This is a genomic window from Kitasatospora xanthocidica, assembly GCF_014656195.1.
GTDB lineage: Bacteria > Actinomycetota > Actinomycetes > Streptomycetales > Streptomycetaceae > Kitasatospora > Kitasatospora xanthocidica.
This window is the reverse complement of the sequence record NZ_BNBY01000010.1, coordinates 161,121-176,149: the sequence shown is the minus strand read 5'-3', so window position 1 is coordinate 176,149 and position 15,029 is coordinate 161,121. Positions and strand designations below refer to the sequence as shown.

The 15,029-nt window shown below is 74.0% G+C and carries 15 protein-coding genes; 8 read left to right on the top strand and 7 right to left on the bottom strand.

Going from position 1 to position 15,029, the window contains the following annotated elements:
- The first annotated feature begins 179 nt into the window (after positions 1-179).
- The 3 genes from IE332_RS20130 (at position 180) to IE332_RS20120 (ending at position 2,916) form a co-directional block, all read left to right on the top strand.
- Complete coding sequence (locus IE332_RS20130; RefSeq protein WP_189918259.1) at positions 180-1,010, top strand: tryptophan 2,3-dioxygenase; 831 nt, start codon at positions 180-182, stop codon at positions 1,008-1,010.
- A gap of 38 nt (positions 1,011-1,048) precedes the next feature.
- Positions 1,049-2,281 carry a kynureninase gene (gene kynU, locus IE332_RS20125; protein ID WP_189918257.1) on the top strand — a complete coding sequence of 411 codons (1,233 nt, stop codon included), beginning with the start codon at positions 1,049-1,051 and terminating at the stop codon, positions 2,279-2,281.
- A gap of 137 nt (positions 2,282-2,418) precedes the next feature.
- Positions 2,419-2,916 (top strand): F0F1 ATP synthase subunit B family protein, encoded by a 498-nt coding sequence (locus tag IE332_RS20120; RefSeq protein ID WP_189918255.1) that lies wholly within the window; start codon positions 2,419-2,421, stop codon positions 2,914-2,916.
- On the opposite strand, the gene IE332_RS20115 is transcribed toward IE332_RS20120, so the two are convergent.
- On the bottom strand, positions 2,913-3,965 hold the full coding sequence (locus tag IE332_RS20115) for a hypothetical protein (RefSeq protein ID WP_229928737.1): 1,053 nt from the start codon (positions 3,963-3,965) through the stop codon (positions 2,913-2,915). The genes IE332_RS20120 and IE332_RS20115 overlap by 4 nt on opposite strands.
- A 76-nt stretch (positions 3,966-4,041) precedes the next feature.
- Between IE332_RS20115 and IE332_RS20110 the strand changes: the two genes are divergently transcribed.
- Complete coding sequence (locus IE332_RS20110) at positions 4,042-4,671, top strand: TetR family transcriptional regulator (RefSeq protein WP_189918253.1); 630 nt, start codon at positions 4,042-4,044, stop codon at positions 4,669-4,671.
- Between the two features lie 120 nt (positions 4,672-4,791).
- On the opposite strand, the gene IE332_RS20105 is transcribed toward IE332_RS20110, so the two are convergent.
- On the bottom strand, positions 4,792-6,342 hold the full coding sequence (locus IE332_RS20105; protein ID WP_229928736.1) for a choice-of-anchor A family protein: 1,551 nt from the start codon (positions 6,340-6,342) through the stop codon (positions 4,792-4,794).
- A gap of 286 nt (positions 6,343-6,628) precedes the next feature.
- Between IE332_RS20105 and IE332_RS20100 the strand changes: the two genes are divergently transcribed.
- The 3 genes from IE332_RS20100 to IE332_RS20090 all read left to right on the top strand — a co-directional run bounded on the left by IE332_RS20100 (position 6,629) and on the right by IE332_RS20090 (position 8,964).
- Positions 6,629-7,336 (top strand): 4'-phosphopantetheinyl transferase family protein, encoded by a 708-nt coding sequence (locus IE332_RS20100; protein WP_189918248.1) that lies wholly within the window; start codon positions 6,629-6,631, stop codon positions 7,334-7,336.
- 187 nt (positions 7,337-7,523) lie between these two features.
- Positions 7,524-8,006 (top strand): hypothetical protein, encoded by a 483-nt coding sequence (locus IE332_RS20095; protein ID WP_189918246.1) that lies wholly within the window; start codon positions 7,524-7,526, stop codon positions 8,004-8,006.
- 127 nt (positions 8,007-8,133) lie between these two features.
- Positions 8,134-8,964: a helix-turn-helix domain-containing protein gene (locus tag IE332_RS20090; protein ID WP_189918244.1), complete on the top strand. Its 831-nt coding sequence runs from the start codon at positions 8,134-8,136 to the stop codon at positions 8,962-8,964.
- Here IE332_RS20090 and IE332_RS20085 read toward each other — a convergent pair.
- Positions 8,955-9,449, bottom strand: coding sequence for a hypothetical protein (locus IE332_RS20085; RefSeq protein WP_229928735.1), 495 nt, complete (start codon positions 9,447-9,449; stop codon positions 8,955-8,957). The genes IE332_RS20090 and IE332_RS20085 overlap by 10 nt on opposite strands.
- Before the next feature lie 193 nt (positions 9,450-9,642).
- Positions 9,643-10,635, bottom strand: coding sequence for an Lrp/AsnC family transcriptional regulator (locus tag IE332_RS20080; RefSeq protein ID WP_189918242.1), 993 nt, complete (start codon positions 10,633-10,635; stop codon positions 9,643-9,645).
- Positions 10,636-10,751: 116 nt separating this feature from the next.
- Between IE332_RS20080 and IE332_RS20075 the strand changes: the two genes are divergently transcribed.
- Entirely contained in the window at positions 10,752-11,654 is a 903-nt protein-coding gene (locus IE332_RS20075) for an inositol monophosphatase family protein (RefSeq protein WP_189918240.1), read from the top strand.
- A gap of 71 nt (positions 11,655-11,725) precedes the next feature.
- Here the strand turns inward: IE332_RS20075 and IE332_RS20070 are convergent, their stop codons facing one another.
- The 3 genes from IE332_RS20070 to IE332_RS20060 are packed head-to-tail and all read right to left on the bottom strand — an operon-like array spanning position 11,726 to position 14,947.
- Positions 11,726-12,601 carry an amidohydrolase family protein gene (locus IE332_RS20070; protein ID WP_189918238.1) on the bottom strand — a complete coding sequence of 292 codons (876 nt, stop codon included), beginning with the start codon at positions 12,599-12,601 and terminating at the stop codon, positions 11,726-11,728.
- Positions 12,598-14,232, bottom strand: a complete 1,635-nt coding sequence (locus tag IE332_RS20065) for an acyl-CoA dehydrogenase family protein (RefSeq protein ID WP_189918236.1) — start codon at positions 14,230-14,232, stop codon at positions 12,598-12,600. The genes IE332_RS20070 and IE332_RS20065 overlap by 4 nt, the downstream gene beginning before the upstream one ends.
- Complete coding sequence (locus IE332_RS20060) at positions 14,216-14,947, bottom strand: TetR/AcrR family transcriptional regulator (protein WP_189918234.1); 732 nt, start codon at positions 14,945-14,947, stop codon at positions 14,216-14,218. Before IE332_RS20060 ends, IE332_RS20065 begins: the two co-directional genes overlap by 17 nt.
- Between the last annotated feature and the right edge of the window lie 82 nt (positions 14,948-15,029).

The following is a 15,029-nucleotide window of genomic DNA, read 5'->3' as shown; positions in this document are numbered from 1 at the left end:
CGTTCGTAAAGCGAATCAGCCGAACGCCTCGCGAACGACAGCTCCGACGGCGGTTGCGGTATCCGTCGACCATTCAAGCGGGGGCCGCCACCGCCGCACAATGGGCACCCGGTGGAACCGGGCAATCCGGCTGGTTCACCGGAGCGGGCCAGGCGCCCGACGGATCAGGAGGAATCGGGATGGGGCACGACACGGTGGAGACACCCAACCTGTCGTTCGGTCGGGGCGGGGCGCCGCGTCGGAGCACCCCGTACGCCGAGTACGTACGGCTGGAGGAGCTGCACGGCCTGCAGCACCCGCGCGGCAAGGAGCCCGCGGAACTGTCGTTCATCATCACCACCCAGGTGATGGAGCTGCTCTTCGACCTGCTGCGGCACGAGTGGACGCTCGCCCGGCAGGCGCTGCGCGAGGACGACCTCCCCGCCGCGCTCGCCGCGCTGCGCCGGGGCACCCACGCGCAGGACGTGCTGGTGGAGTCCTGGGACCTGCTGGCCACTATGACGCCGCAGGAGTTCAACTCCTTCCGCTCGCTGTTCGGCGAGGCGTCCGGCTTCCAGTCCGCGGCCTTCCTGCACCTGGAGTTCACGCTCGGCAACAAGAACGCCGCGCTGCTGGCCATGTACGACGGCATGCCGCGCACCCAGGAGGAGCTGGTCGAGGCACTGCGCTCCCCCGGGCTGTACGACGAGGCGCTGGCGCTGCTGGCGCGGCGCGGACTGGGCCCGCTCCCGGAGCCCTCCGAGCAGCGCTACCGCCCGTCCGAGGAGGCCGCCGCGGCCTGGCGCCGGGTGTACACCGAGCCGGAGTTCGCCGCGCTGCAGCCGCTCGGCGAGGCCCTGCTGGACGTCGCCGAGCGGGTCACCCGCTGGCGCCAGCGGCACCTGTCGGCGGTGAAGCGGACGATGGGCGCCAAGCCCGGCTCGGGCGGCTCCAGCGGGTTGACCTGGCTGCGCAAGTCGGCCGAGCAGGACGTGTTCCCGGAGCTGTGGACGATCCGGGACGAGCTGTGAGCAATCCGGGACGAGCTGTGAGCGAGGAGAACGGGCACATGGGCATGACCACGCGCGAGGACTGCGCGGCGCTGGACGCCGTCGATCCGCTGGCGGCGTTCCGCAAGGAGTTCTCGCTGCCGGACGGGGTGATCTACCTGGACGGCAACTCGCTGGGCGCGCTGCCGGTGCGCACGCCGGAGCGGGTGCGCCAGGTGGTCGAGGAGGAGTGGGGCCGGGAGCTGATCCGCAGCTGGAACGACGCCGGCTGGTTCGAGCAGCCGTACCGGCTGGGACGGCGGATCGCGCCGCTGATCGGGGCCGATCCGGCGGAGGTGGTCGTCTGCGACACCACCTCGGTCAACCTCTTCAAGGTGCTGTCGGCCGCGCTGCGGCTGCGCCCCGGCCGGCACACGGTGCTCGGCGACGCCGAGGCCTTCCCGACCGACCTGTACATCGCCGAGGGCGTGACCGGCCTGGTCGAGGGCGCGCGCAGTGCGCTGATCCGGCCCGAGGAGCTGGACCGGCACCTGGACGGGGACGTCGCCGCGGTCGTCCTCTCACAGGTGGACTACCGCACCGGCGAGCTGCTGGACATGCCCGGGATCACCGCCCGGGTGCAGGCCGCGGGCGCGCTGATGATCTGGGACGTGTGCCACGCGGTGGGCGCGCTGCCGGTCGAACTCGGCGCCGCCGACGCGGACTTCGCGGTCGGCTGCACCTACAAGTACCTGAACGGCGGCCCCGGTTCGCCGGCCTTCCTGTACGTCGCCGAGCGGCACCTGGCGGCCGGTCCGCTGCAGCCGCTGAGCGGCTGGTTCGGGCACGCCCGCCCGTTCGCCTTCGAGCCCGGCTACGACCCCAAGGCGGGCATCGGCCGCTTCCTGACCAGCTCGCCCTCGCTGCTCGGCCAGGCCGCCCTCGACGCCTCGCTGGACGTCTGGGAGCGGGCCGACCTCGCGGCGGTGCGGACGAAGAGCCTGGCGCTGACCGACCTGTTCATCTCGCTGACGGAGGGCCTGGACGGGATCGAGGTGGTGACCCCGCGCGAGCACGCCCGGCGCGGCAGCCAGGTCGCCCTGCGGCACGCCGACGGCTACCCGGTGGTGCAGGCGCTGATCGAGCGCGGGGTGATCGGCGACTTCCGCGCGCCGGACCTGATGCGCTTCGGCTTCACCCCGCTCTACCTGTCCTACACCGAGGTCTGGGACGCCGCCCGGCAGCTGGCCGAGGTCCTGGAGAGCGGCGAATGGCGGGCGGAGCGCTTCTCCCGCCGGGGCGAGGTCACCTGACCGGGGCCGTCGCCCGACGAGCCGGAAGCGGCAACCTCCCCGGCGTCGTGACGAAGCTCATCCCAGGGTCGAGTTCGACCACCGTCGACCCAGGGAAGGCTGCCGCTTGACGGCACGTCGGACCACGGGGAGGTTGCGTGAATCTCGAACTCGGCCCGCTCAAGCCCGAACCGGCCCCGCTGGCCCTCGGCCTGGCGCTGTTCTTCCTGATCCTCTGGACGCTCGGCCGGCACCTGCTCCCCCGCATCGAACGGGTGCAGGCCGAACGCCGGGAGGCCACCGAGGGCCGCGCCGAGCACGCCGAGGCCCTGCGCGCCGAGGCCGAGGCCGTCCGCGACACCCACCTGCGCGAACTGGCCGAGGCCCGGCACCAGGCGGCCCGGATCCGGGAGGACTGCACCGAACGCGGCGCGGCGGCGATCGCCGCGGCCCGGGCAGAGGGCCTGCGCGAACGGGACGAGCTGCTCACCACCGGACGCGCGCGGATCGCCGCGGACCGGGCCGCGGCGGCCGAGCGGCTCCGCCAGGACGTCGGCGAGCTGGCCGTCACCCTGGCCGGGCGGGTGATCGGCGAGCCGGTGCACGAGGTCGCCGCCCGGCGCCGCACGGTGGAGCGGTTCTTCGAGACGAACTAGCCTTCCCGGCAGGCCGGTTCGGATGTTTCGGCCGTTGCGCTCGGTTCGGTCGGTCCGGATGTTGCGCTCGGTTCGGTCGGTCCGGCCGGTTCGGCCGGTTCGGTCAGTTCGGTCAGTTCGGCGACCAGCTTCCGGTAGGTGTCGAACGCCGGCTTGCGCGAGTAGTCGTCGCGCAGCAGGCCGAAGTGGTGGAACAGCCCCGCCCCCGCGCTGTCGGCGTCCCGCAGGGCGAAGAACGCGTAACCGGTGACGGCGAGTTCGGCGGCCAGCCCGGCGACCGTCCGCACCACCTCCTCGACCACCTCGGCCTGCCGCGCCTCGCTCCGCCCGGGGCCGGTGGGCCACCCGTTCTCGCAGACCCGCAGCGGGACGGCGGCCCCGATGCCGGCCCGGGGCAGCCAGTCCCGCCGGAACGACGTGACCACCGCCCGTACCGCGTCGGTGAGTTGCCCGGGCGGCACGGGCCGGAAGACGTCCGGGAAGAAGTCCAGGCCGACGTAGTCCAGGGCTCGGTGGAAGCGCTCGTCGGCAAGCTCGCCGAGTTCGGACCAGAAGGTGTCCGCGGGGTCGAAGGACGGCACCGCGTTGAAGCCGACGGCCAGCTCGTCGTACCCGCGGGCCAGCGCCTCCTCCTTGGCCGCGACCACGCCCGCGACCAGCGCCCGCCGCACGTCGGGGATGCTGCCGTCCACGGGCGGCAGATCGAGGTTGGGCTCCTCGCAGATCTGGAGGAGGGCGACCCGGTGGCCCTCGGTCCGGACCGTCTCCCGGACGAAGTCCAGCCAGCCCGCCAACTCCCCGCTGCGGTCGCGGTACTGGAGCACCAGGTCGAGCCTGCGCCCCTCGACCGCGTACTGCTCGGGCCGCTCCGGGGCGCACCCGGGATCGCCGCACGAGCGGTAGGCACGGACCAGGAACTCGCCTGCCCCGCCCTGGAGTTCGCGCAGGGCCGCGGTGATCAGCGCCGGGTCGTCGGGGCGGACGGGCGCCAGCACACCGCTGTCGTCGCCGAGCAGTCCGCCGGGGTAGATGCCGAAGGTGAAGGTCATGCCGTCACCGTAGCCGATATTCTTGGTGTCACTGCAAGTTTTATGTGACTCCATGATTCTGCCGTAGGATCCCGGCATGGGACTTCGCGAACTCAAGAAGCAGCAGACCCGGGACCTCCTGGCCGACACCGCCATGGGCCTGTTCGCCGAGCGCGGGTTCGACCGGGTCACGGTCGTCGAGGTGGCCCGGGCCGCCGGGGTCTCCCCCAACACGGTCTTCAACTACTTCCCGACCAAGGAGGACCTGTTCTTCGACCGGCAGGACGCCGTGGTCGCCCACCTGGCCGAGGTGGTCCGCCGCCGCCCGGCCGGCAGCTCCGCGGTGGACGCCGTCCGGGCCGACCTGCTGGCCGCGGTCGCGGACGGGGAGCCCACGGTCGGACTGAACCCGCGGATGGCGACGTTCTGGCGGATCGTCACGGACAGCCCCGCGCTGCGCGCCCGACTGCTGGAGCTCGGCGAACGCGCGGAGGGGGCACTGGCCGCCGTCCTGGCCGAGGAGGCGGGAGCCGCCCCGGACGACCCGCTCCCGCACGTGGTGGCCGGCACCGTCGCGGGCGCCCACCGGGCGGTCCTCGCCGAGATCCGGCGGGCCGTGGTGGCCGGCGAATCGGCCGAGGAGATCCGCCCCCGGATCGAGACGGCGGTGGACCGGGCCTTCGCCCTGCTCGCCTCCGGGCTCGCGGACTACCCGGCGCAGCGGTAGCCCGGTACCCCTGGAGTTCCGGGTACGACACAGGCCGCCCGGTCGGATCGACTCGGGCGGCCTGTACGCCGGCCGGCTGCTCGGGCGCGCTCGGCGCCGTTCAGCCGTCGTGCGGGGCCGTCAGCTGTGGCGGCCGCGGCGGCGGGCGGCCATCACGGCCAGACCGCCGAGGCCGAGCAGGCCGACGCCCGCCAGACCGAAGACCACCGGAGCGTTGCCCGCACCGGTGGAGGGCAACTCACCGCCGCCGCCCGGGTGGTGGCTCGTCGGCTGCTTGGTCGGGTGGTGGCTGGTCGGGGCTGGGCCCGCGCTCGACGTGGACGCGCTGGCCGACGGCGAGTGGCTGCTCGGGGTCGGGGAGGTGGGCGCCGGCGAGGTCGGCGTGGGAGACGTCGGGGACGGGGACGTCGGGCTCGGCGAGGTGGGAGACGGGGAGGTGGGGGACGGGGAGGTCGGGGACGGAGAGGTCGGCGTGGGGGACGTCGGCGACGGAGACGTCGGGCTCGGCGAGGTCGGCGAGGGCGAGGTCGGAGACGGAGAGGTCGGCGAAGGAGACGTCGGCGAAGGAGACGGCGAGGAGGAGGTCGGCGACGGGCTGGGCGTCACCGTGCACTCCGGCAGGTCCCCGTCGAACGGGTAGCTGTGGATCTCGTAGCCACCGGTACCCGTGTGGATCAGGTTGCCCGCCAGGTACACCCGGCCGTTCATGCCCGGCTGGGCGATGGTCGTGGTGCCGCCCGGGTTGCCGGCCATGACGGAGCCCTGGAACTGGGCGCTGCCGAGGATCTGGGCCGAGGTCGCGGTCGGGAAGTTGTACATCAGCTTCGAGCGCATATCGGTGGTCTGGTCGCCCGCCAGACCGGTGCCCGTGTAGGTGTTGATGATCGGGCTGTCGCCGATCATGTTGACCACGACGGTGGCGCCGGCCGGGATCTTGGTGAAGGCGAGGCCGATCTGTCCGCCGGTCGGCGAGGCGAGGTTCTGGGTGACGTTGAAGACCTGCCGCATGCTGGTCCCGTCGCCGGTGAAGGTCGCCGTACCGAAGGCGATGTCGACCTGGCCGGTCGGGGCGGACCGACCCACGCAGTCGGAGATCTCCTCGATCTGGGTCAGCACCGTCTGGTAGGGCGCGGCGGCGTTGGCGTCCTGGATCGACTGGCCGGTGGGGTCGATGCTGACGGTGCCGCTCACGCTGCCCGCGTGGCGCAGGTTGCCGAAGGCCGCGCCGTGCGAGTCGCTGCCGCCGATCAGGATGGAGTTGCCGGTCTTGACGTCGACGGCGCCACCGGTGGTCACGAAGTCGCTGCCGTTGGGCGGCACCACGCGCGAGCCGACGCCGACGACGCCCATGTTGTAGATGCCGCCGCCGTTCTTGTCGACGGTCAGGTTCCCCAGGGTGACGATCTTGCCCTCGGCCTCGGCGGCGCGGCCGTTCACCGTGTAGTTGCCGCCGGTGAAGACGTTGATGCTGGCGTCCCGCCCGGTGAAGTCGCCGTTGTTCGGCGGCGTCGGCCAGGTGGCGGGACAGGAGGGCCCGGTGCAGGCGCCCAGCGGCGGGGCCAGCGGCGCGGCCGAACCGACCGTCAGCACGGCGGCCAGCGGCAGCGCGGCCACGACGGTCGCGACCGCCGCGCGGACGGCCCGGCGACCACGGGTGGCGGGCGTTCTCACGGCGGTCGTTCGGTGATCCGGCGAACCGGTGGCCTGACCCATCGACAATTCCTCCGCGCATAAGAGAAAGGGCAGGCGCTCGGACGACCTGCCGTTTTCCATGACATCTGCCGTCGATCCCACAGATCCGGGACATCCAACCCTAAATCAGGTGATTCGTACCCTCTCGACCCTCAGGTCGCATCCGACATTCATACGAACGGAGCACCGGTCTCCCGGGAACACCCGGTCGGCGGGCGGCGGCACCCCTCTCCGGCGGGGCCCGGGTTGGAGCTAGGTTGGAGTCATGACCACCGAGGCCCAGGACCAGAGCGCACCGCTCGTCGCCGTCGCGTCCGCCGACGCCGTGCTGCGGCACCCCGAGGTGGGCGAGCACCTGCTGACCGCCCTCGAACGGGAACGCGCCGCGCGCTTCCGGCACGAGTCCGGGCGGCTCGACTTCACCGCCGGGCACCTGCTGGTCCGGCTCTGCGCCGCCCGGCTGCTCGGCGTCCCGGTGGCCGGCCTGGTGCTCGCCCAGCAGTGCCCGGACTGCGGGCTCGCCGACCACGGCAAGCCCTACCTGCCGGACCACCCCGGGGTGCACGTGAGCCTGTCGCACACCAGGGGCGTGGTCGCCGCGGGCGCCGGCCACCAGCCGATCGGCGTGGACGTCGAGCTGTCCGGCCGGGGCGGCTCGCTGCGCGCGGTCGCCCGCCGGGTGCTGGCCCCGGCCGAACTCGCCCTGGTCGAGGCGGACCCGGAGCCGGACCGGGCGTTCCTGCGGCAGTGGGTGCGCAAGGAGTCGCTGATCAAGATCGGGCGGGCCACCCTGGACACCCTCGGCGGGATCGACCTCTCCGCCCTGCCCGCGACCGTCCCGCCCGGTGCCCCGCTGCGCAGCCGGTACCAGGACCTGCACCTGATCGACTGGACCGACCCGGAGCACGGCGCCGCCGTCGCGGCGGTCAGCACCGCCCCGCCGCGGATCGTGGAGCTGACGGCGGCCGGCTGAACCGACGGGTGGGCCGTGGCGGGCGGCGGGCTGGACCGCCGGCGGACGGGCCGCCGGTGGGCCCCGCACCGCGCACCCGAGCGGTGGGCCCGTGAATAAGCGGTGTTAGCGTGCCTGGTCGTGGGCGCGCCGACCGTGCGCTCCCGCGAAACCCCAGCTGCCCACCGGATCCAAAGGGTGCCCCGCCATGGCCAAGTTCCTGCTGAGCCTGCACGTCCTCGTCTCGGTCCTGTTCATAGGCCCGGTCGCGGTGGCCGTCAGCACGTTCCCGCGCCGGGCGAAGGCCGCGCTGGCCGACGGGCCGGACCGGGCCTCCGACGCGGGCGTGCTGCGCGTGCTGCACCGGATCACCCAGGTCTACGCGCTGCTGGGGGTCGCGGTGCCGGTGCTGGGCATCGGCCTGGCCCAGGTGATGGACGTGATGAGCCAGTCCTGGGTGATCGTCTCGATGGTGCTGACCGCGGTCGCCGCGCTCTCCCTGCTGCTCTTCGTCCTCCCCGGCCAGCAGGCCGCCGTGGACGCGCTCGACCTCGACCCGGCGGACGAGCAGCACGCCAAGGCGGTCGGCGGTCTGCGCCTGCTGCCGATGACGGCCGGGGTGTTCAACCTGCTGTGGGCCGTGGTCGTGGTGCTCATGGTCATCCGGCCGGGTTCCAGCACCGGCGTCTGATCCCCGGATCCCCGCAGATCCCCGCGGCCCCCTGAACCACCCTGACCCACCCGGGCTCTGATCAGGTCCGTCCGGTCCCCCTCGCCCCCTCCCGCCGACCGGGCTCGTTCGAGTACCGTCCTGGGCCATGACGATCATGGCGGGCATGGGCAGCCCGACGGGAACCGGCGTCGGCCCGCTGCTGCGCGGCTGGCGCGAACGACGACAGCTCAGCCAGCTGCGACTGGCGCTGCGGGCGGACTCCTCGGCCCGGCACCTCAGCTTCGTGGAGAACGGCCGCTCCCGTCCGAGCCGGGAGCTGCTGCTGCGGCTGGCCGAGCAGTTGGACGTCCCGGTGCGCGAGCGCAACACCCTGCTGCTCGCGGCCGGCTACGCCCCGCACTACCCCGAGACACCGCTGGACGACCCCTCGATGGACGCGGTGCGCGGCGGCGTGGAGCGGCTGCTGGCCGCCCACGACCCGTACCCGGCGGTCGTCGTCGACGGGAGCTTCCGGGTGCTGGCGGCCAACCGCTCGCTCGGGCTGCTCCTGGACGGGGTCGCCCCGCACCTGCTGGAGCCGCCGCTCAACGCGATCCGGATCACCCTGCACCCGGACGGGCTGGCGCCGCGCATCGTCAACCTGCGGCAGTGGCGCCACCACCTGCTGGAGCGGATGGAGCGCCAACTGGAGCTGGTCCGCGCCGAACCGCTGCGGCGGCTGTACGAGGAGGTCCGCGGCTACCCCGAGCCGGCCGACGACCCGGCGCAGGACGTGGCCGGGGACGGCTTCCCGTTCGCGCTGCCGATGCGGATCCGCCACGACGGGCGGGTGCTCTCGTTCCTCTCCACCATCGCGACCTTCAACACCCCGCTGGACGTGACCGTCTCCGAGCTGGCCATGGAGACCTTCCTCCCGGCCGACGCGGAGACGGTGCGGTTCCTGCAGTCCGCGGTGGGGCCGGAGCGTCAGCTGTAGCGGGCGGAACGGCTGGTCCGGCTGTTCCCGTCGTTCCCGCCGTTCCCGCCGTTCCGGCTGCTCCGGCTGCTCCGGCGCAGGGCGGTGAACTGCAGGACGGCGAACAGGGCGACCGTCGCGGCCTGCAGCGGGATCCAGACGAAGCCGGCGGTGGTCGGCTCCAGCCAGACCTCCATCGCCACCAGGCTGAGCACCACCCAGACCAGGTTGAGGTCGATCACCGCCCGTACGCCGAGCACCGGCGGCTGCCGACGGGCCGCCAGCACGCCGACGGCGACCGCGTAGACGGTGAGGAAGGCCCCGAGGTCGAGCAGGGTGGCGCGGCCGAGGCCGAGCAACTCGCCGAGCGGTCCGGAGAAGGCCAGGTAGGCCAGCCCGTTTCCGCCGGTGACCAGGGCGTCCAGGGTGAGGATGCCGCGCACCGTCCACGGCGAGAAGGCGGAGGCCGGCCTGGCGGGGGTGAGGGTGTTCGCGTGGGCGGACATGGCGGATCGCCTCCTGTCGCGGGTGGGATCCCGGGGCCGTGTCGGCCTCACCGGGTTGCCCCCAGCCTGCCCGGCCCGGCGGCGGACGTCGATTACCCCGCAGGTAACGGCCGCTCCGGCCGCCGGGGCCTCGATGGTTGCCGAGGCCGGGGCGGTTGCCGGGGCAGCACGGTCGCCGGGGCCGGTACGGTCGCTACGGCCGCCGGGGCGGTTGCCTGAGCAGGACCCCCGCTCGCTTCACCGCGCGGGCGGTGATCGTGGTCTCGACCCGGGCGGCGCCGAGCGGGCCGAGCGTGTCGGTGAGGAAGCGGTACAGCTCGCCGTGGTCCGCGCAGAACAGCGTGGCCAGCAGACCGGTCGGGCCGCTGGTGGCGAACACGCCGTGCACCTGCGGGTGGCGGGCCAGCGCGGTGCCGACCTCGGCGAGCCGGCCGGGCGGCACGTCCAGCCAGAGGTTGGCGTCCACCGCCATGCCGAGCAGCCGCGGGTCCACGGTGGCGTGGGTGCGCAGCAGCCCCAGCTCGTCCAGCCGGTGCAGCCGGCGGCGCACGGTCGACTCAGGTGCCCCGACGACCGCCGCCAGGGCGGCGTGGGACTGCCGGGCGTCCTCGCCCAGCCGGTCCAGCAGAGCGCGGTCGAGGGCGTCCAGCGGCGGGGGTGACGCCGGGCGCGGGACGGCGGGCCGGGCGAGCGCGGCGGCCTCCTCCTCGGTCAGGTGGCCGCCCCGCCACTGCCCGGCGTCGGCGAAGGCGTGCAGCACGGCGTGGGTGGTGGTCTCGGTGACGGCGCCGGTCGCGGGCAGCTGCCCGTACAGCAGCCGGTCGCGGGCCCCGGCGTCGGTCAGCATGACCGCGCCGACCTCGTGGCCGCCGAGCATCACGTCGACGAAGGGAACGTCCGAGCGGTCGGCCAGCGCCTGCGCGACGGCGTCCACCCGTCCGCTCAGCACCCGGACCCGCAGCAGCAGGGCGCCCACCGCCGCGTCCTCGACGTCGGGCATCCGGACCACCCGCAGCACGCCGGCCATCCGCATCCGGGCCAGCCGGCGGGTCACCGTACGGGTGGAGACGCCCAGCACCTCGGCGATCCGGCCGGGCTCGGCCCGGCCGTCCACCTGGAGGGCGCAGACCAGACGGCGGTCGAGGGCGTCCAGCACGCTGTCCGGATCAGCAGTGGAGAGGTCCATGGTGTCCGATCTCCGTCGTCTACGGGGGATCCAGCGTCCTGTTCGGTCGCTCCGAGGGTACTCCTTGTCCTGGGCGGCCGGAGCGGCCGGCCCGGGAACCGGGAGGGGTCACCGTGATGAACAAGCTGAACGAGCTGAACGAGCTGAACGAGCTGGACAAGCTGGCCGGGCTGGACGAACTGGCGGGCCTGCACGAGCTGGCAAGCCTGAACGAGCCGGCCGGGCTGTGGGCGCTGGCGCGGGAGGTGGAGGCCGTGGTGCGCGAGGTCGGCGCCAAGCTGGCGGCCCGCCGGTCCACCGAGCCCGTCACGGCGCGGACGGTCGAGGAGGCCGGGGCCGCCTTCGCCGCGCTGGACGGGCCGGCCGCCGCCGAGCTGCGGGAGCGGCTGACCGCGCTGCGCCCGTGGGCCGGCTGGGCGGAGGAGGAGCTGGACGGCTCGCTGCCCGCCGAGGGCGAGTGGTGGCTCTGCGACGCCACCGACGGCGCGGTGCAGTACCTGCTCGGCCAGCCGCACTGGGCGGTCACCGCCGCACTGGTCCGGGACGGCGTCGCGGTGCTGGCCGTGGTGCACGCCCCCGAGCTGGACGGCGGGCGGACCTACCGGGCGGTGCTGGGCGGCGGGGCCGAACTGGACGGGCGGCCGATCGCCCCGCTGGAGCGCGAGCCGGCGATCACCGTCGCCGCCACCAGCCAGCCGCCGCGGGTGGCCGAGGACCCGGTGGCGCTGCGCCGGGCGGGCGAGTCGCTGTCCGCGATGGCGGGCGCGGTGCTGGCGGTGCGCAACCTCGGCCCGACCGCGCTGCAGGTGGCCCAGGTCGGCTCCGGGCATCTGGCGCTGTTCTGGGAGTACGGCCGGGACGCGGGCAACCTGCTGCCCGGAGCGCTGATCGCGAGCGAGGCGGGCGCGGCGGTGACGGACGCCGCCGGGGCGGCCTGGACGGCCGGCTCCGACAGCTTCCTCACCGCCGCACCCGGGCTGCATGCACGGGCCCTGGAGGTCCTGGGGACGGTCGGTTGAGCGCGCGGTCAGCTGGGCGTGCGGCGCGGTCAACTGAGCACGCGGCGCGGTCAACTGAGCGCGCGGCGCGGTCAGCTGAGCTCGAACAGGGCGGCGCCGTTGTCGTGGCAGACCGCCCGCAGCCACTCCTCCCCCAGCCCCAGCCCGGCCAGCGCCTCCAGCTGGTGGACGTACCGGTACGGGATGTTGGGGAAGTCGCTGCCGAGCAGGATCCGGTCCCGCAGGCCGCGCAGCCGCGGCAGTTCCTCGCGCGGGAACGGGTCGTCGGCCTCGACGAAGTCGGTGAACGCCATGGTGGTGTCCAGCCGGACGGACGGGTGGCGCTCGGCGAGGTCGAGGAAGTCGCGGTACTCGGACATCCCGAGGTGGGCGACCACCAGGACCAGCCCCGGGTGCCGGTCCAGCACCTCGCCGATCGGGCCGGGGCCGGTGAACTTGCCCGCCACCGGCCCGGATCCGCAGTGACTGACCACCGGGGTGCCGGTCTCGGCGAGCAGCCCCCAGACCTCGTCCAGCAGCGGGTCCGTCGGGTCGTAGCCGCCGACCTGCAGGTGCGCCTTGAACACCCGGGCGCCGTCCTCGATCGCCCGGGCGACGTAGCCGGCCGCCTCGGGTTCGGGGAAGAAGGTCGCGGTGTGCAGGCAGTCCGGGGTGCGGGCGGCGAAGTCGACGGCCCAGGCGTTCAGCCAGGCGGCCATGCCCGGCTTGTGCGGGTAGAGCATCGACGTGAACGCCCGGACGCCGAACTCCCGCAGCCGCGCGACGCGTTCGGCCTCGGCCTCGCGATAGGTGATCGGCCAGGGCCGGTCGATGAGCGGACCGGCCGCGTCGAAGTACGCCCACACCTTGTCGAGGACGTTCTTCGGCATGAAGTGGGTGTGCACGTCGACCAGGCCGGGCAGGCCCAGGGCCTGCCAGAACGCGCGGACCTCCTGGGATTCGCTCACGCCGGCACCGGACGGGCCCGGTCGATGATCGCCCCGGCGTCGACCCCGGCCGGCAGGGTGCCGAAGGCCGCGCCGTGGTCGCCGCCCAGCCGGCTCGCGCAGAACGCGTCGGCCACCGCCGGGTCGCCGTACCGGACCAGCAGCGAGCCCTGGAAGGCCAGCGCCATCGACTCGACCAGCCGGCGGGTGCGGAACTCCAGGTCGGTCAGGTCGGTGAGTTCCTTGCGCAGCGCGGCCACGGCCGCGTCCAGTCGGCGGTCCGCGCCGACGGCGGCGTCGAGTTCGCCGAGGAACGCCTCCACGGTCTCCGGCCGCTTGGCCATGGCACGCAGCGCGTCCAGGGCGGCGACGTTGCCGGAGCCCTCCCAGATCGAGACCAGCGGCGCCTCCCGGTAGAGCCGGGGCATCCCCGACTCCTCCACGTAGCCGTTGCCGCCGAGGCACTCCAGCGCCTCGGCGGCGTGCGCCGGACCGCGCTTGCACACCCAGTACTTGGCCACCGCCAGGCCCAACCGCCGTACCAGCGCCTCGGTTTCGTCCCCCGCCAGGGCGAGGTCGGTGGACTGCGCGAGCCGCATCGCGACGGTCGTGGCCGCCTCGGACTCCACCACCAGGTCGGCGAGCACGTTGCGCATCAGCGGCTGGTCGACCAGCGCCTTGCCGAACGCCCGCCGGTGCAGGGCGTGCTGGACGGCCCGGGTGGCGCCGTAGCGCATGCCGGCGGCGCCGCCGGTGGTGCAGTCCAGCCGGGTCATGTTGACCATCTCGATGATGGTCGGCACCCCGCGGCCCTCCTCGCCCACCAGCCAGCCGACCGCGCCGTCGTACTCCAGCTCGGCGGAGGCGTTGGACTTGTTGCCGAGCTTGTCCTTGAGCCGCATCAGGTGCAGCCGGTTGCGGCTGCCGTCCGGCAGGACGCGCGGCAGCGCGAAGCAGCTCAGCCCGCCCGGCGCCTGGGCGAGCGTCAGGAACAGGTCGGACATCGGCGCCGAGGTGAACCACTTGTGGCCGGTGATCCGGTAGGTGCCGTCCGGCTGCGGGGCGGCGACCGTGGTGTTGGTGCGGACGTCCGAGCCGCCCTGCTTCTCGGTCATCGACATGCCGGCGATCAGCCCGCGCTTGGTGCGCGGCTCGCGCAGCCCGAAGTCGTACTCCCTCGCCGCCAGCAGCGGCTCCAACTCCCCGGCCAGGGAGGGGTTCGCGCGCAGCGCCGGTACGGCGGCGTAGGTCATCGAGATCGGGCAGGTGTGCCCGGCCTCGACCTGGCTCCAGACGAAGAACTTGGCGGCGCGGGCGGTGTGGGCCCCCGGACGCCCGTCCCGCCAGGGCGCGGCGTGCAGGCCGTACGAGACGGCGGTGCGCATCAGCTCGTGCCAGGACGGGTGGAACTCGACCTCGTCGATCCGGTGGCCGAAGCGGTCGTGGGTGCGCAGCACCGGCGGGTGCTCGTTGGCCAGCCGGCCCCACTCGGCGGCCTGCTCGGAGCCGGCCAGCCGGCCCAGCTCGCGCAGCTCGGGCTCGGCCCAGCCGGCGCCGGCCCGCTCCAGGGCGGCGAGCAGGGCGGGATCGGCGGCGGTGTCGTGTCCGTACGGCAGGGGCACCTGGTTGGTGACCTCATGCGTCGCTGTCATCGCGTCCTCCCAGGGCACGCAGGGTGAAGGAGACCAGGGCGGGGACCACCTCGGCGGCGGCCCCGTTGCTTTCGGGCGCGGCCTTGCCCCCGGGCACGGCCTTGCTTCCGGGCATGGCCGTTCTCCCGGGTGCGGCCGTTCTTTCGGGCACGGCCGTTCTCCCGGGTGCGGCCGTTCTTTCGGGCATGGCCGCGAGCGGGCCGGCCAGCGCCTCGCCGACCGCGCCGACCACGGCCGCGGCGGTCAGCACGGCATCCTGCTCGGGCAGTTCGCCGCTCGCGACCGCGGCGGTGATCTCGGTGGCGATCACGTCCCGGAACGCCCGCCGGAACACCAGCCGCTCGCCGTCCACCACCGCGTCGGCCGGCTCGACCAGCAGCGCGTACGCCAGCCGCGGCGCCCGCAGGGCACGGGCGGCGAAGGTCTCGACCACGGCGGCGATCCGCTCCTGCGGGGTGTCCCGCAGCGCGACGGCCGCGTTGACCGCGTCGATCTCGCGGGTGACCACCCGGCGGAACAACTGCACCGACAGCTCGGCCTTGTTGGCGAAGTGCTGGTAGAGGCTGCCGGTGGCGATCCCGGCGCGGTCCGCCACGGCCGCCATCGTGCAGCCGGCGTACCCGCGTTCGGCGAGCAGCAGGACCGCCGACTGCAGTACGGCCTCGCGCTGGGCGTCCAGGCGGGCTTGTACGGCGGGCGTGCGTCGGTAGGCCATGGAAGCATTGAAGCACTGATTCAGTGCTTCGGGGAGGGGCCCGGCGGGGGGCGGAAGAAGGTGCCCGTGGACGACGGGAGGA

Bases quoted from the DNA above. Each gene is read 5' to 3' on its own strand.
- IE332_RS20110 (WP_189918253.1), top strand. From the start codon at position 4,042: ATGGGACTTCGCGAACTCAAGAAGCAGCAGACCCGGGACCTCCTGGCC.
- IE332_RS20115 (WP_229928737.1), bottom strand. From the start codon at position 3,965: ATGACCTTCACCTTCGGCATCTACCCCGGCGGACTGCTCGGCGACGAC.
- IE332_RS20085 (WP_229928735.1), bottom strand. From the start codon at position 9,449: ATGTCCGCCCACGCGAACACCCTCACCCCCGCCAGGCCGGCCTCCGCC.
- IE332_RS20090 (WP_189918244.1), top strand. From the start codon at position 8,134: ATGACGATCATGGCGGGCATGGGCAGCCCGACGGGAACCGGCGTCGGC.
- IE332_RS20060 (WP_189918234.1), bottom strand. From the start codon at position 14,947: ATGGCCTACCGACGCACGCCCGCCGTACAAGCCCGCCTGGACGCCCAG.
- IE332_RS20095 (WP_189918246.1), top strand. From the start codon at position 7,524: ATGGCCAAGTTCCTGCTGAGCCTGCACGTCCTCGTCTCGGTCCTGTTC.
- IE332_RS20075 (WP_189918240.1), top strand. From the start codon at position 10,752: ATGAACAAGCTGAACGAGCTGAACGAGCTGAACGAGCTGGACAAGCTG.
- IE332_RS20065 (WP_189918236.1), bottom strand. From the start codon at position 14,232: ATGACAGCGACGCATGAGGTCACCAACCAGGTGCCCCTGCCGTACGGA.
- IE332_RS20130 (WP_189918259.1), top strand. From the start codon at position 180: ATGGGGCACGACACGGTGGAGACACCCAACCTGTCGTTCGGTCGGGGC.
- kynU (WP_189918257.1), top strand. From the start codon at position 1,049: ATGGGCATGACCACGCGCGAGGACTGCGCGGCGCTGGACGCCGTCGAT.
- IE332_RS20080 (WP_189918242.1), bottom strand. From the start codon at position 10,635: ATGGACCTCTCCACTGCTGATCCGGACAGCGTGCTGGACGCCCTCGAC.
- IE332_RS20100 (WP_189918248.1), top strand. From the start codon at position 6,629: ATGACCACCGAGGCCCAGGACCAGAGCGCACCGCTCGTCGCCGTCGCG.